Below are 15,498 nucleotides of genomic sequence, written 5' to 3'. Positions count from 1 at the left end.
CCGTCAGACAGCTCTGTGGTCGCGGTCTCTGAACCATCCCGACTATCACGTGCGCATGGTTCTCGAGCCCTCCGGATGGAATAGAGGGGCGCTCCCGGTGCGCTATGTCCCCGGCCGTGCCGCCGTAGTTCATGGTCCTGGCTATGGCGTCTATGGGCACTGGCTGGTGGATTTCCTACCGCGCCTTTATGTCCTCGCGGAAACGGGTCACGATCTCGCGCAGATCCGCTTCGTTGTGCCTCGGGAGTTGCCTCAATTTGCCTTAGACTTCCTGCAGATGGCCGGTGTTCCTCCGGCCAATCTTCTGTTCCATGATCATGATCGAGAACAGCTTATCTTCGACGAACTGGTGGTGCCGACGGTTCTCCGAACCGCAAGCCGCCTCCACCCACTGTTTCGGAAAGCGTCCGACTTCTGGGTCGAGAAGGCAGGTGTCCTCCCATCGTCCGTCGCACCCTCCCGCCGGATTTTCATCTCGCGCGCGGGCGTCAACTCCAGCCGTGTGCTGCGGAACCGGGGAACCCTTGAAGGGATTGCTCTGGCGGAAGGTTTTGAGATCGTCCGGCCGGAAACTTTGCCGATCCGTGAGCAGATGGCACTTTTCCGTGAAGCCTCCCATGTCATCGGCGAATATGGGTCAGGGCTTCACGGAACCGTCTTCGGTCCAGAGACGCAAGCGGCGATGGTGTTGCGTGGCACATCCATTGCCCCGGGGTTCGTGCAGTCGTCCCTGGCGAATGCTTTCGGCCAGCGCTTGGGCTATGTCTTCGGCCCGTCCGAAGCGCAAGCCATCGACTACGAATTTGAGGTGGCGGAGGAGGATTTCCGTCTCGGGCTTAGATGTTTGGGCGCGCCACAACGGAGTCTGGTCGCTGTCCCGTCCCAGATGCCCAGTCAGCCCGAGCCCACTGCGGGAGGGGATGCCTCTTCGCCTGTTATTCTTTTGCGAACTCATTTTGTGGATAAGTCGATCCGCGCAATGGCTGATCGCTTGCGACGGGAGACGGGTTGGCGAGTTACCCTCGTGGTTGACTGCACGCGTGGCGAACCTGCGTTGGAAGAGGGCGAGCCTGCCATTCGCCTCGATCGAGATCTCTTCAATGAACTCCGGGTTCTGCCCGTGGCAGACGCATGTTGGAGATGCGGCGACTATTCATTCTACGCGGCCCGTAGACGATATCCCGATGCTACGTTCTTCTGGCTAATAGAGCCCGATTTGCATCTTCATTTTGAAGACTGGGGACAATTTCTCCATGCGTTTGATACGGCGCAGGATGTCGATCTTCTAATAAGCGGTTTGCAGCCTGCTCAGGATCACCACGCGTGGAAGCGTAGCATGATCCCTTTTGCGGACGCTCCAGTGACCTGCATGTATCCGCTTCTCCGCATTTCGGCACGCGCAGTCGACGTACTTCACGATCAGCGTCAGAAACTATCCAAACGCTTTCTCGACGATCGTCTTCAAGATGGAACTTCAAGGAGTCCTGAGGCTTGGCCCAACGACGAAATTTTCACCGCGACAACGCTGGCCACGGCGGGCTTGGCATGCAGAGATTTCAACAGTGACGGGCGAGTGTTCTATGACGCGGCAAGCTTCAGCTTCGCCCATTTGATCTCGGCAAAACGTCTGAATGCGTCGTCGCCCGATGGGAAGATCTACCATCCTGTCGAACACGGTGCGGAATTTCTCAGGAAGGTACGCGGTCGGTTCGAGCATATCCGCAATCACGGCGGTCCCGCCCAGTTCATCCGCGACCTCTTCGATCGCAATGAACTCTACGAGGATATCCGCGTCGAATGCGGAGAAGCCGAGAGCGAGCGCTTCAGGCAAGACGTGCGGGAGGCGATTGCCGCCCTCACCCCCGCCCATACCGGATGAGCACCGTGCCGTCCTCCACGGCCGGCACGCGCCGGGCGGTGAAGCCCGGATCGGCGCCCGGCTGGCGGGCCAGCCAGCCCTCGTAGAGCCCCGCCATCACGGCGGCGAGCCAGGTGCCCGGCGGGTCACCCCGCCCGCCGATGCGCGGCAGGTCCTCATGCGTCAGGTAGAGGCAGGCATCGGCCGCGGAGAAATGCATCCGCACGCGGCCCCAGCCGAAATGGCCCAGCACCTCGTTCATCTCGAGCGCGAGCCCGACCGTCGATTGCTGTGGCGTGATGGGGTGCTGGGCGGCGAGCTGCCGCCCCACGCCCTGCAGCAGCAGGTCCCGGCCCTCGGCGCCGCCGATCGAGTCCAGCTCCTCCGCCAGCGCCCGCAGCAGCGGCCGCCAATCCGCCCCCATGCGGCTCGGCTGCGCCGCGGGGCGCGTCTCGGCCGGCCCCTCCCATGCCGCCTGGGTCTCGGGCAGCGCGCTCATCCGGTGCGCCGCGACGGGAAGAGGGGAGCACGGGCGAGGGCGGTCACGGCAGGTCTCCTCATTCCGAATCGGTAAAGGTGTAGCGGGCGAAGGCCATCACGTCCGCCTGGTTCCAGTCGGCCGATTTCTGGTAGCCGGCCGAGCCGCCGACCGCCAGCATCGGCGACAGGTGGTATTCGAAGCTGCCGCTCAGCCCGCCGACGATGCCGGATTCGGTCTGGCTCGCATAGCTCGTCTGAACGTTGATGTTCTGCGTCGCGTAATAGTCGGAGATGACGCCGAGGGCGCTCTGCAGCGTCGGGTTGGTGGGGAAGACCTGCCCGCCATCGGCGTTGAAGCTCTGCACGCCCACCGAGCCGCCGAGCGTGTAGGACAGCTTGCCGCGCGTCGCCGTCCAGGTCACCGGAATGGTCGCCGCCACATAGGTCTGCGGGCTGAAATAGCCGCCATAGCCGAGGGTGAAGTGATCCTCGTTCTTGCCGTAGCCGAAATAGATGAGGTTGAGGCCGACGCGCACCTCGTCCGCCGGGGTCTTGTAGACCGGGTAGCTGCCGCCGGCGCCGAGTTCGAGCTCGGTATTGCTCATCACGTTCTGGCCCTGCAGCCAGTCGTAGCCGCCGCCTGCGTAGAAATTGGCGAGGCCGGGATTGAACTCGAGCTGGCCGTGGACGCGCGTGCGCGTGACACCGCCCCAGGTGGTGCCGGTGCCGGGGTCGGTCGTGCCGGCATAGGCGAGCAGGCTGTCCGTCACCGCGCGGCGCTCGCCCGTCAGGCGGAAGGTGAGCTGGTCGGTGAGCTGCGGCGCGATCTCGACGCCGCCGACGACGTTGGTGATGGCGAAGCCGAGCGGCGTGGAGCCGACATCCGCGCTCAGCCATTTGTCCTTGAAGGCGAGGCCGAGGCCCACGCCCGTCGCCGTCTGCGTGCCAGGGTCGGGGATGGTGAGGCCGCCGAAGGTCTTGACCACCTGGTTGAAGACGGCGCTGCCGAACTGCTCCTGGTCATAGATGCCGGTGCCGACGGTGCTGGCATCGAGATAGGTCGGCGTCGCGGTCAGCGTGATGCGGCCGACGCCGGCCGGGGAGAAGCTCGCCTCGATCGGCACGCCGATATTGGCGAGCTGGCTGGTGCCGGCGCTGCCCGAGCGGAATTCCATCGCCGTGGAGGCCGCGACGTACGGCGCGATCGCGGTCTTGATGGTCTCGATCCGGGTATTGAGATCGGCGATCATCGGGTCGCCCGCGGTCGCGTCGACCGGCGCGCCGCCGAGGGTGCTGCCGGCGAGGGAGGTGTCGGTGACGAGGCCGGAGCCCGCGAGCGGGCCGCTGGCCGCCACCATCGTCGTCTGGTCGCCGCTCGAAGGGGCGTTGCGGAAGGGATTGACCGGACCGGGGGCGACGACGGGGCCGGCGCCGTTGGTCGCAATCTGCACCCCCGGCGCCATGCCGCCCGGGATCGCCGCATAGCCCAGCTGCTGCTCGCGCAGCGCGCGGGCCTGGCGCAGATCGTGCAGCGCATCGGCCTGCAGGCCGCGCGCCTGGGCGATGTCGGCGGCCAGGATCCAGTTCTGCGGATCGTTCGGGTTCTGCGTCATGTTATCGGTGACGAGCCGCGAGGCAAGGCCGTAATCGCCGAGCTGGATGGCCGCGGCGACGGCGCCCTGGCGGGCGCCCGCATTGTTCGGGTCGTTGGCCAGGATGCGCTGGTTGATGGCGAGCGCCTGCTTCGGCTGGTCCGCCGTCTGATAGAGGCGGGCGAGGGCGGTGTTCAGCGCCGGGTCGTTCGGGCTGCGGGCCAGCGCCGGGGCCAGCTGATCATAGGCATCCGCGGTGCGGCCGGCGGTGTTCAGCGCGTCCGAGCTGCGGATGGCGATGCCGTTCTGCAGGCCTTCCAGACTGTCCCGCTGCTCGGGCGTCAGCGATCCGGGCGGGATCGCCGCCAGCATCACCCCCGCACTCGCCGTGTTGCCGGCGGCGAGCAGCCCCTGCGCCCAGTTGAGGCGGGCGGCGGCGCCGGCGCTCGGCGTCATCGCCGCGGCGGCATTGACGGCCGCCTGCGCATCCACCGGATCGTTGAGGCTGGCGAAGGCTTTCGCGACGGCGAGGCCGCGCGCGCCGGTCGGGTCGCGCTGGCTCGCGAGCATCATGAGCTGCTGGCGCGCCGCCATTGGGTTGCTGGGAGCGAGGGCGACGGCGGCCGAAACCTGGCCCTGAATCTCTGCCTGGTCGAGCAGCGCCTGCATCTCGGGCGTCCGCTTGCGGCGCGGCACCTGCTGGATGAGCTGCATCGCTTCGGCGGTGTTGTTCGTCTCCTGCGCGAAGATGATGCCGGCTTGCAGCGCGGCCGCACTCGGCCGCGGCACGTCGGTCACCGCCGCCATCACGGACTGGGCTTCGGAGGGCTGGCCGTTGGCGACCAGGGCGCGGGCGAGGTCGAGCCGCAGCCAGGGGTCGTTCGGCGTCGCGTCCACCGCGGACTGGTAGAGGGCGATGCGGCCGGCGGCATCCGGCATGGCCTTGGCCTGCTGCGCGAGGAGCTGCGCCTTCGCCTGGTCGGAGAGTGCGCCGCCGCTCGCCTGCACCTCGGAGAGCAGCTGGTTCGCCTCCTGCTGGTTGCCTTCGCGGGACAGGACGCCGGCGAGCGCCAGCTTGATGCCGGCATTGTTGGGCTGGCTCTGCAGCAGCTTGCGGTAGAGGGATTCCGCCTGGGAGAGATCGCCCCGGCGGCTCGCGGACTGGGCGGCCGCGAAGGCATCGCCCACCTGGGCGCCGGCCAGGGCCTGGCGCAGCCCGGGGCCCTGCGTCGGGTCCAGCGCGATGGCGCGGTTGATCATGGTGGTCGCCTCCGCCGTGCGCCCCTGCTTGAGCAGCACGAGGCCGAGGCCGCCGGTCGCCGCCGCGTCCTTGGGATTGGCGGCCAGCGCCTTCTGGAACAGCGTCTGCGCCTGGGTGAGATCGCCGCGATGAAAAGCATCGTAGGCTTCGCGCACGTCCTGGCTGCCGGGCGCCTGATTGGGCGGATTGAGCGCATTGGCCATCAAGGTCTGGGCGGCCGGATCGTTCGGATAGCGCGCCTGATAGGCTTTGATGGCGGCAATCGCGCTCTGGTCCGCGGGCAGCCAGCCCAGCGCCTGCCGCCAGCTCTGCTGTGCCGCCGGGCCGATCGAAGGGATGCTGCTGAGCGCGGCGAGGCGGTCGATCCCCTGCAGGCGCGTATCCTGCCGGTAGGTCAGCGCCTGAGCATAGGCGAGCTGGGCGCGCAGGTTGTTCGGATTCTGCCGCGCTTCCTGGGCGAGGCCTTGCAGCGAGGTGGCATAGCCGCCGGGGGTCGCGCCCAGCGTCTGGTAGTATTCGGTGGCGAGGCTGTCCGGCGGGCTGCTGCCGCCGAAGGCCGCGCGATAGGCGTCCACCGCCTGCTGCGCCTCGCCCTGCTGGGCGAGCTGGCGGGCATTCGCCAGCGCATCCGGGCTGATGGCGCCCACCTTGATCGCCTGCTGCACCTTCTGGATTTCGGGGGCGTTCGGGTTGGTGCTCTGCAGCAGGGAGAGGGTCTGCTGCGCTTCCTGTGTCTTGCCGCTGCTCGCCTGGATCTCGGCGATGACGGCGAGCGCCTGCGGGTTGTTGGGCGAGAGCTTCAGCGCGCGGGTGGCTGCGGTCATCGCCCGGGTCGGGTCGTTCTGCTCCCGCCAGTAGCGGGCCTGGCGCAGCAGCACGTCGAGCGCGTTCTCGTCCCCCGTGGGGGCGGCCGGCGGCGGGGCGGGCGCGGTCGCCGCCTGGGCTGCGGCGGCCTGGGCGGCCTCGGCCGGTCCCGGTGTCACGGCGGCGGCCGCAGGCGGGGTAGCGGCGCCGGGTGTGGTCGCGGTGCCAGCGGCGGGCGCGGTCAGGGGCGTCGGCGCCCCCACCTGCGGCGCGGCCGTCTGCTGCGGTGCCGCTTGCTGCGCCTCCGCGAGGCCGGGCAGCAGCGCGCCCATGACCGCGAGGGAGGCGCCGGCCAGGAGGTGATGTCTCATCATCACTTGCCTCCCAGCGCGCGGATGCGCGCTTCAGCCCGGCGTTTCAGAATGGCGTGCACAACGAAGGTCAGCAGCACGCAGCCGATGATCATGACGATGACGATGGAGAAGGGCTGGTCGCGCAGCCAGTAGCTCGGCCACATCCAGAAGGGGATGGAGCCCACGGTATAGGTCGGTCCGACGCGGAAGGAGGTGATCTGCCCGCCCGAGACGATGCTGAGGTCGCCCTGCAGCAGCGGGTTCATGGTGGGATCGGCGACCGCCGTCATGATCGCGTCCAGCCCCTGCGGCGTCCCAGCGAGCAGCGTCACCACGGTATGCTGGTTGCCCCAGGGCGAGGCGCCGCTGGCAATGACGGCGGTATTGGCGTTGACCGCGCCCGAAAGCACGGCGGCGGCGCGGCGCTGGTCCGCCCGCCGGCCGTTGCCGAAGATCTGGTAGACGTTGCCGAGGACGTCGTCGCCCACCTTCACGTTCATCTGCCCGCCGTCGAGCGAGATCGGCATGTCCTGCATGATGTCGCTCAGGCTGCCGAGATGCGCGACGGTGCCGAGCACGAGGATGTTGTGCTGCTTGATCGTCGGCTCGTCTTCCGGCCGGGTGACGGCGAGGTTGAGGACCGGATAGCCGGTCCAATAGCCGAAGCGGCCCATCAGGCGCAGATAGGCGCTGATTTCGCCGCTGCCCGGCGTATCCGGCAGCACGAGCGCGGTGTCGGAGAGATCGGCCATGCGGCTGAAGGGAAAGCCCGCGCTCACGAAGAAGGCGAGGTTGGGCATTTCCGCAAAGTGATAGGCACGGCCGAGGCTGATCGTGGAATTCGGATCGATGCCGAGGGTGGGGTCGGAGGGTGTCGCCACGCAGGCGCCGCGGTTGAGCGGGCGCGTGTCGAAGAAGAACTGCAGGGCGTTCGCGCCAAAGACATTGTACGGCGGGATATAGGCGGTATGGAACGGTCCGGTCGCGCCGAAGACCGGAATCCAGTTGCGCCACCAGGCGTTCTTCTCGGCATTGGCGAGCGGAATGGACTGCAGGTAGATGCCGTTGATGCCGATGTCGAGGCGGGAGACGGCGAGGTTTTCGATCGGGCCCGGCGGCGCGCGGAAGGCGACGTGCAGCGGGAAGCCGCGGTCGCGCCAGGTGAAGAGATCGGGCGGCGCGCGGAAGGCGACCTGCACCAGCGTGTCATAGCCGCTGCCGTCGAGGTTGCGCACGTCGGTCAGTGCGCCGAGGCGCACGGGATGCGTCGTCGAAATCCAGGCCGGCGCGTCATAGGGTTTGCGCGCGGCGAGGTCCGGCGGCGTCACCTGCACGTTGGTGCCGCCCATGGTGCGATAGCCGAGCGCCAGGCTGGTCGCGGCCTGTGCCGCCTCCTGCCCATCGCGCCCGTAGATGACGAGCAGCGTGCCGAGTGGATCGGTCGGGTTCGGGATCAGCGCGACACCGGGGCCGTTGACCGGCGGCAGGCCGGGCAGGCTGGTGTTGCTGCCGACGACGACCATCACCGCATCGCCGCTCGGCGGCGTGGAAGAGACCGGGAAGGTCGCCCCGCGGAAGCTCGCGAGCTGGCCGAACCAGGAGGCGACGATGCCGGCGGCATGCAGCGTATCGTTGTCGGCCTGGGCGGGCAGGACGAAGGGCAGCAGCAGGGCGCGGTTGTCGTGCTCGTCGAAGAAAGGCAGCGGCAGCTGCGCCAGGTCGCGCTGCGGCGGCAGGCGCTGCACCGTCATGGTGATGGTCGAGCTGTTGTAGACCGTGCCCCAGATGAGCCCGCTCAGCGGGTCGTTGCACTGGGTCGTGTACTGGCCCGTCAGGCGGAAATTCAGCGCATTCGCATTCTGAAAGAAGACGGGATTGACCGGCAGCGACAGGGTGAAGTTCGGCTGGTGGGCGACCACCGGAATGGTGCCGACATACTGGTCGTTCAGCGTCACCGTGATGTCGCTGACATTGGGCAGCAGGGCGGGCGAGATCGCACCCTTGAGATTGAGGGTGGCACCCGTCACCACCTCGTCCGAACGCACGCCAAAATGCACGCCTTGCAGCGCACTGGTGCCGCGGAGCGCGAGCTGGTTGGTGGCGCCGAGATCCTTGAGCGAGAGGGTGACGGTCTGCAGCGTCGCGGCCGGCGCCGCAGGGGCTGCGTCGGTGGCGGTGGGGCTGGCCGCGGGCAGGGCCGGCGCGGCTGAAACCGCACCTGGGGACGCGGTCGGCGCCGCTGGCGTGGGGGCCGGCACCTGGATGTTGGGCAGCGGCACGGAGGCCGCACCCGCCGCCTGCGGCATGGGTCGCACGGTGGTGCTCTGGGCATGGGCGAGGAAGGGCGTCACCAGCACCAGCAGGAAGGCGAGGACGGCGGCGCGGCTGCCCGAGGCGTTCTGGTTCAGCTCCATATTGGTGCGGGCGAGCGAGGTGCGGATCGTCTCCTGAATCTGCGCCTGCTCGGCCGGGTTCGGCACCGGCATGTTGCTCGGCCGCCGGAACAGGCCGCCGATCGACTGCAGCACGTGCCACAGGCTGACGAGCGGGCGATCTTTCGGGAAATCCGTCCAATCCACCCAGGCGTCGGCGCGCCCGAAGACGCTCTGGATGATGGCGGCTTCGTCATCCAGGGTCTTGGGCTCGAAGTTCAGCAGCATCTCTTTCTCGTTCCAGCGGAGATAGCGCGAGGGAATCAGCGCGGAGCCGCTGGGCAGCGGAATCTCGAGCAGGACCTCGGAATCGTCGGGCATGTCTTCGGGGCGGTCGATCATGGTGCGGGCGCCGCTCTGCGACAGGTTCTGCACGCGGCCGGTGAGCACGCGGCCATCGGCCAGGTGGACGACGGCGGGCAGATCAACCCGCACGCGGGCGCGGGCGCGCAGCTGCTGCCGCTCCCGCCCGACGGCGAGGGCTGCGAGCAGGATGAGCAGGCTGATGGTGGCCCAGATGGTGTTGAGCAGCAGCGCCTGGAAGACGAGGGTCGTCGTCGTCTCGAAGACCATGCCGTAGAGGCCGCGCAGGATGCCGACGCCGACGACGGCGGCGCAGATGATGTTCGGATAGACCGCGCGCAGGTCGAAGAAGCCGCGGGCCAGCGTGCCGCCCTTGTCGGTCACGTTGAACTTGCCGGCGCGGGGATTGATCATCGTCGCGATCGTCACGCGCACCAGGAAGAGCGCGAGCGTGGTCTCGTAGATCTCGCTCCAGAAGGAGTGGCGCCAGCTGCGCTGATTGCGCGAGGCCGTCGCCACCGAATGGAAGATGTGCGGCATGGCATAGGCCAGAATCGCGAGCGGCGAGGCGGCGATCATGTTCTGGCCCAGCAGCAGATAGGCCAGCGGCGAGGTGAGGAAGATGACGCGCGGAATGGCGAAGTAGAAGTGCAGCGCGGCGTTGAGGTAGCAGAGCCGCTGGCCGATCGCGAGGCCGGGCCCGAGGAGCGGAAAGTCGATGCGCGAAATCTGCATCATGCCGCGGGCCCAGCGGATGCGCTGGCCGATGTGCAGGATGAGGCGCTCGGTGGCGAGGCCGGCGGCCAGCGGCACGCGCAGATAGGCGGAGCTCCAGCCGCGGCGATGCAGCTTGAGCATGGTGTGCGCGTCTTCCGTCACCGTTTCGGTGGCGAAGCCGCCGATCGACATCAGCGCCTCGCGCCGGATGACCGCGCAGGAGCCGCAGAAGAAGGTGCCGTCCCAATAATCGTTGCCGTCCTGCAGCAGGCCGTAGAAGAGGTTGCCTTCGGGCGGCACGCGCATGCCGGCCGCGAGGTTCCGCTGGAAGGGATCGGGCGAATAGAAGTGGTGCGGCGTCTGCACCATGGCGAGCTTCTTCTCGCGGGCGAGCCAGCCCATGGTGACCTGCAGGAAGGCGCGGACGGGAATGTGGTCGCAATCGAAGATCGCGATGAACTCACCCTTGGTGACGGTCATCGCGTGGTTCAGGTTGCCCGCCTTCGCGTGCTTGTTGTTGTTGCGGATGATGTAGCCGACACCCGCTTCGGCGGCGAAGCGGCGGAACTCCTCACGCTTGCCGTCGTCGAGGATGTAGACGCGGAACTTGTCGGCCGGATAGTCGAGCGCGCGACAGGCGAGCACGGTGGCCCGCACCACCGACATGGATTCGTTATAGGTCGGGATATAGACGTCCACCGTCGGCCATTCGTCCGGGTTGTCCGGCAGGGGCACGGGCTTGCGGTTGAGCGGCCAAGCCGTCTGCACGTAGCCCAGCACCAGCACAACGACGGCATAGAACTCGGCCATGACGAGCAGCGAGCCGAGGATGAGCTGCGTCGTCGTCGTGAAGGTCAGTGTCTCGGTCGCGCGCCAGTAGATGTAGCGGGCGGACATGGCGAGCGACAGGATGCCGAGGAAGATGGTGACGCGGCGGTCGTCGAAACGGTTAGCGACCATGAACAAGACGGCCGTGGAAATGCCGACGGCGGCCTGCTGCCCAACCGTCAGCGGCACGGTTGCGATGGAGGCGAGCATCGCGACGCCTACGATGAGGCAGATGATGCCGCTGATCTGGTTGTTGAAAGCCTCCCGCATGCTTCTACTGCCGCTTTCTGTTCATTGACTGTTGGCCGGAGCAGAGCCGGCGGGGGATGTCTCGGGGGCGGCCGTCGGCGCATCTGCCGCGGCCGCGGTTTCGGCGGGCGCCGGGGCCTGGGCCTTCGCCGCCGCACCGGTCGTCGCCTGAATGATCTTGTCGACGATCGCGTCCATGTCCTGCGCCGCCTTGCTGCCCGGGGCATAGCCCATGACGGAGGTCTGCCGGGCCAGCGCTTCGGGCACGTGCTCGTCGCGATAGACGCGGCCGAGCAGCCGTTCGCCGAGATGGCGCTCCGCCGCATCGGCAGCGGCCCGCGAGAGACGGCTGCGCATGTCGATCTGATTGACGATGAAACCGGTTCGGTCGGCCGGGAAAGGCGTGCCCGAGGCGGTGCGGTACATGCCGCGGCCGTCGATCTTCGGCAGCTGGACCACGGAGGCCGCGTCGGCCAGCAGCACCACTACCATGTAGTCGATCAGGCTGGTGAGGATGGAGGCGGCGACGCCCGGGCCCGGCGGCGTATCGACGATCATGACGATCTCCGGGTCTTGCAGGATGTCCCGCAAGGGGGCCAGCAGCAGGCCGGGCTTCTCGGCGAGATCGGCGTTGATCGCGAAACTCTGCGCGAAGGTCGCATGGCCGTGCGGCAGCAGGGCAATTCCCGCCGGAGATTGCTGCAGGGTGGTCTGCCAGGCGCGGCGCGGATCCGGCGCGGCCTTCAGCGAGGTGACGAAGCCCGCGCGCTCATAGGGATCGGCGCCGAAATGCATGCCGAGCCCATTCTGCGGGTCCAGGTCCATCGCCACGACCCTGTGGCCGCGGCGAGCGAATTCATGCGCGGTATTGGCGGCGAGCGTCGTCTTGCCGACGCCGCCCTTGGGGGAGACGAAGGCGATCAGCGGCATCGGCAATATCCCTGGGCTCGGCCCGCGGGCAGGTGTGCAGAGGCGCTCATGACCGGCCGCCTTTCTTCTCCCGGTCGCCCTGCATCGCGGCGAAGATGTCCGACAGGCTGGAGGGGGCGGAGGGCGCCGGTGCCGGCGGTGGCGCGGCGCCCTGGGGCGGCGCCGGAGGATAGGCCGGCGCCTCGGGTGCCGGATAGGGATAGGCAGGGGGCGGATAGCCCGGAGGCAGCGCGCCCGGATAGCCGCCATAGGGCGGCGCATAGCCGTAGCCTGGCGCCTGCGGCGGCATGCCGTAGGGCGGGAAGGCGGGCGGATAGCCGTAGCCGGGCGGCATCGGAGGCGGGTAGCCCGGCGGGGGCGGCCATCCCATGGCCGGATAGCCGTAAGGCGCGGGCACCGGCGGCGGTGCATAGGCAGGCGGTACCGGGTAGGCGCCGGGCGGCGCGGGCGGCATCGGCATCGGTGCCGGCGCGATGGGTGCGGCCTGCATCGGTGCGGGCTGCATGGGTGCGGCCGGGAAGGCTATGGCCGGGGGCGGCTGTGGCACCGGCTGCGGCGGCAGGGGCGGCACCGGAATCGGGGCGGCGGACGCGACGGTCGCCGCAGGCATGGCAGCGGCCGGGACGTCCGGCGCTTCGCTGCGGTCCCCACCCAGTCTGCGGATCAGATCAGCATGGCTGCGCAGGGGTGCGGACCCGGCGGACGGCGCCGGCTCCGGCGGCTCCGGCACGGTGATGGCGGGCTGCGCCGCTGCCTCGACCGATGAGAGCGCCCGGTCCGACGCTATCGCCACCTGGCTCGGCACTTGAGGCGGCAGCGCGGACGGCGCCGTGGGTGCCGCTGCGGCGGCTGCCTGCGCGGCCTGGGCCGCTTCACCCCGCAGGCGGGCGGCGAAGGCCTCGTCAGCCGCCTGCTCGGCGGCCGCCGTCTCCTGCGCCTTCAACTGCTCGGGCAGCTTATCGCCCGGACGATGCGCGGCATTGACGGAAAGATCCGCCGCCTGCGGCACCGCGCGGGCGATGAGCGGGAAGATATCGCGCACGGGGCCGCCGGCGCTCGGATCGACGCGATCCTGCGGCGCGCCCAGCCTCTCCCCCGCCACCAGCCGGGGCGAGAGATCGGTCACCATGGCACCCGGCGCGGGTGCGGCGCCGGTCCGCTCCTGGCTCGCGCGGTATTTGATCGGCGCCGCCCCGAAAGCGGCCATGACCTTGTCGACGTCGGCCTGTGACTTCGTCATGGCCGTAATCCTTTATGTTTAGCCGCCATGACTTTCGAACCAGGCTATGCGCGCCAGAAGGGTTAGTGCCGAGGAATAATAATCCGCACATTCCGCTACAGTGGGTAAAGTCGGAAGCCCTAATTGGGGTGATGCGGCAGCAGTGGTGATGGCGCGGACGGCGACGAGGCCGCCGGCGGCCGCGTAGGACGACACCGCATTGGTGTGCAGATTGGCCCAGGCCGGCTGGTAGCTGGCGGCCGTCGTCCAGAAGCTCGCAAAAGCGCTGGAGACCCCGGGTGACAAGGCTTGAGCCCAGACGAGGTTGAGGGGCACGCGAATCGCGTCATAGGAACAGAGCGGCGGCCAGCCCGACGCGATGCCGAGGCTGCCGCCGCTCTTCGGCACGGACAGCCAGTCCGGCGGTAGCTGCCAGCGGCCGAAGTGCGCGGCATCGATCATCGCAAGGCCGTCGAGACCCAGCACCTGCCAGAGCGGCGAGGTGTCGAGAAGGCCGAGTTCACGGAACGCAACGAAATTGTAATAGGACGGGTTGACGGTGAGGGCGGTTTTGCCGGCGAAGCCGTTCACGCCCGGCAGCAGGGCGAGGCGGCTGCCCGCGTTGACGATGAGTTTGTTGCGGATGTCGGCGGCGATGGCGGCGGCATCGTCGCGATAGGCCGGAATGGTCCAGGCCATGGCGGCGCGCGACAGTGCCATGGCGATGACGAGGTCCCCATCCGTCGCGTTGTTCAGATCGGGCGTGTGGTCCTTCTGATTGGGCAGCCAGCGCCAGATGTGCAGCGCGTCGCCCGGCCGCCGCAGATTGGCAGCGGTCCACTGGTTGACGCGCTCGAAGGTGGCGCGGTCTCCGAAGGCCAGCGCGAAGAGGAGGCCGTAGCTCTGGCCTTCGGAATGGGAGATGCCGTTGTTGCCGGTATCGACGATGCGGCCCTCGGGCGCGATGAACCGGCTTCTGAAGGACAGCCAGTCCGGATCGTCGGGGGCAAAGGCGGCGGGGGCGGCGCGGGCGGGAAGCGCGCCCATGGAAGCCGACAGCAGGGGCGTGGCGAGAAGGGCCCGGCGAGACAGCCTCATCGGCCTGCGGGCTCCGCGGTTGTGCCCGCACTTGCTACGGGGCCGGACCGTTCCGCGCGGCGTCGCCCGGTATCCGTCTCCACGGAGGGGTAAAGAAACTGCCCCAACGACCTCATCTCCCTGTGCCTTCGGCGTACACCCGTAGCCCAACTAACACAGAATGTCCCGCCGTAATCCGCAATACGGCTGAAGGACGGCGGTTGATGAGGATCCTCTTTTCACGACCCCGTGTGCCCCGGGCCGCAGTGCGGCCCGGGGCGGGATCAGGCGCCGACCGGGGTCAGGCGGCCTTGGGCAGCGTCGCCATGTCGATGACGAAGCGGTACTTCACGTCGCTCTTCAGCATCCGCGCGTAGGCGTTCTCGATATCGGCCATGTTGATCAGCTCGATATCGGCGGTCAGCCCATGCTCGGCGCAGAAGTCCAGCATCTCCTGGGTTTCCGGGATGCCGCCAATCAGCGAGCCGGCGAAGTTCCGGCGCCGCCAGATCACCGAGAAGGCGGCGACGGAGAGCGGATTCTCCGGCGCACCCACCTGGGTCAGCGTGCCGTCCCGCTTGAGCAGGTTGAGATAGGCATCGATCGGGTGATCGGCCGCGACCGTGTCGAGGATGAAGTCGAAGCTGTCGGCGTGCTTGGCCATCTCCTCGGCGTTCTTGGAGATGATCACCTCGTCCGCGCCCAGGCGCTTCGCGTCTTCCGTCTTGCCCGCCGAGGTGGTGAACAGCACGGTGTGGGCGCCCATGGCATGGGCGATCTTGAGGCCCATGTGGCCGAGGCCGCCGAGCCCGACGATGCCGACCTTCTTGCCCGGCCCCGCCTTCCAGTGGCGCAGCGGCGAGTAGGTGGTGATGCCCGCGCAGAGCAGCGGCGCGGTCGCGGCGAGGTCCAGCCCCTTCGGGATGTTCAGCACGAAATGCTGGTCCACCACGATGCGGTCGGAATAGCCGCCGAAGGTCGGGCCGCCGATGACCGGATCGACACCGTTATAGGTGCCGTTGAAGCCCACCTCGCAATACTGCTCCAGCCCCTCGCGGCAGGCGGAACAGGTGCGGCAGGAGCCGACCATGCAGCCGACGCCGGCGGTGTCGCCTTCCTTGAAGCGGGTGACGTTGGCGCCTACCGCCGTGACGTGGCCGACGATCTCATGGCCCGGGACGCAGGGGTAGGTGGTGTTGCGCCATTCGTTGCGGACCTGGTGGAGGTCCGAGTGGCAAACGCCGCAATAGGCGATCTTGATCACGACGTCGTCGGGGCCGGGATCACGGCGCGTGAACGAGAAAGGGGCGACCGGCGTCGTGGCCGAGGTCGCGCCGAAGCCGACACATTCCAGCATGGGGACGTCCTTGGATTTGGGAGAACAGAAAGACGAAA

General features: G+C 68.2%; 8 protein-coding genes. 1 reads left to right on the top strand and 7 read right to left on the bottom strand.

From position 1 onward, the window contains the following. The first annotated feature begins 97 nt into the window (after positions 1-97). Positions 98-1,879, top strand: a complete 1,782-nt coding sequence (locus ACYQ6W_RS02570; RefSeq protein WP_459673380.1) for a glycosyltransferase family 61 protein — start codon at positions 98-100, stop codon at positions 1,877-1,879. On the opposite strand, the gene bcsD is transcribed toward ACYQ6W_RS02570, so the two are convergent. The 7 genes from bcsD to ACYQ6W_RS02535 all read right to left on the bottom strand — a co-directional run bounded on the left by bcsD (position 1,857) and on the right by ACYQ6W_RS02535 (position 15,460). After that, on the bottom strand, positions 1,857-2,357 hold the full coding sequence (gene bcsD, locus ACYQ6W_RS02565; protein WP_459673379.1) for a cellulose biosynthesis protein BcsD: 501 nt from the start codon (positions 2,355-2,357) through the stop codon (positions 1,857-1,859). The genes ACYQ6W_RS02570 and bcsD overlap by 23 nt on opposite strands. A 58-nt stretch (positions 2,358-2,415) precedes the next feature. Next, on the bottom strand, positions 2,416-6,369 hold the full coding sequence (locus tag ACYQ6W_RS02560; RefSeq protein ID WP_459673377.1) for a cellulose biosynthesis protein BcsC: 3,954 nt from the start codon (positions 6,367-6,369) through the stop codon (positions 2,416-2,418). Then, positions 6,369-10,898 carry a UDP-forming cellulose synthase catalytic subunit gene (bcsA, locus tag ACYQ6W_RS02555; protein WP_459673376.1) on the bottom strand — a complete coding sequence of 1,510 codons (4,530 nt, stop codon included), beginning with the start codon at positions 10,896-10,898 and terminating at the stop codon, positions 6,369-6,371. Before bcsA ends, ACYQ6W_RS02560 begins: the two co-directional genes overlap by 1 nt. 21 nt (positions 10,899-10,919) lie before the next feature. Then, complete coding sequence (locus tag ACYQ6W_RS02550) at positions 10,920-11,807, bottom strand: cellulose synthase operon protein YhjQ/BcsQ (protein WP_459673374.1); 888 nt, start codon at positions 11,805-11,807, stop codon at positions 10,920-10,922. 46 nt (positions 11,808-11,853) lie between these two features. Beyond that, positions 11,854-13,047 carry a hypothetical protein gene (locus ACYQ6W_RS02545; RefSeq protein WP_459673373.1) on the bottom strand — a complete coding sequence of 398 codons (1,194 nt, stop codon included), beginning with the start codon at positions 13,045-13,047 and terminating at the stop codon, positions 11,854-11,856. 18 nt (positions 13,048-13,065) lie between these two features. Then, a complete protein-coding gene (locus ACYQ6W_RS02540) occupies positions 13,066-14,124 on the bottom strand; it encodes a glycosyl hydrolase family 8 (protein ID WP_459673372.1) in 1,059 nt (352 codons plus the stop codon). A gap of 280 nt (positions 14,125-14,404) precedes the next feature. Beyond that, the gene (locus ACYQ6W_RS02535; protein ID WP_459673371.1) at positions 14,405-15,460 is read right to left on the bottom strand and encodes an NAD(P)-dependent alcohol dehydrogenase; all 1,056 of its coding nucleotides are present in this window, start codon (positions 15,458-15,460) and stop codon (positions 14,405-14,407) included. Positions 15,461-15,498 lie beyond the last annotated feature (38 nt).

This window comes from Acidisoma sp. 7E03 (assembly GCF_054665075.1).
The sequence above is the reverse complement of the archived record's forward strand: the minus strand, read 5'-3'. Positions and strand labels throughout refer to the sequence as shown.

What these genes read in the sequence shown, in the direction of transcription:
- ACYQ6W_RS02560 (WP_459673377.1), bottom strand. Translation starts at nt 6,369, where the DNA reads ATGATGAGACATCACCTCCTGGCCGGCGCCTCCCTCGCGGTCATGGGC.
- bcsA (WP_459673376.1), bottom strand. Translation starts at nt 10,898, where the DNA reads ATGCGGGAGGCTTTCAACAACCAGATCAGCGGCATCATCTGCCTCATC.
- bcsD (WP_459673379.1), bottom strand. Translation starts at nt 2,357, where the DNA reads ATGAGCGCGCTGCCCGAGACCCAGGCGGCATGGGAGGGGCCGGCCGAG.
- ACYQ6W_RS02545 (WP_459673373.1), bottom strand. Translation starts at nt 13,047, where the DNA reads ATGACGAAGTCACAGGCCGACGTCGACAAGGTCATGGCCGCTTTCGGG.
- ACYQ6W_RS02550 (WP_459673374.1), bottom strand. Translation starts at nt 11,807, where the DNA reads ATGCCGCTGATCGCCTTCGTCTCCCCCAAGGGCGGCGTCGGCAAGACG.
- ACYQ6W_RS02540 (WP_459673372.1), bottom strand. Translation starts at nt 14,124, where the DNA reads ATGAGGCTGTCTCGCCGGGCCCTTCTCGCCACGCCCCTGCTGTCGGCT.
- ACYQ6W_RS02535 (WP_459673371.1), bottom strand. Translation starts at nt 15,460, where the DNA reads ATGCTGGAATGTGTCGGCTTCGGCGCGACCTCGGCCACGACGCCGGTC.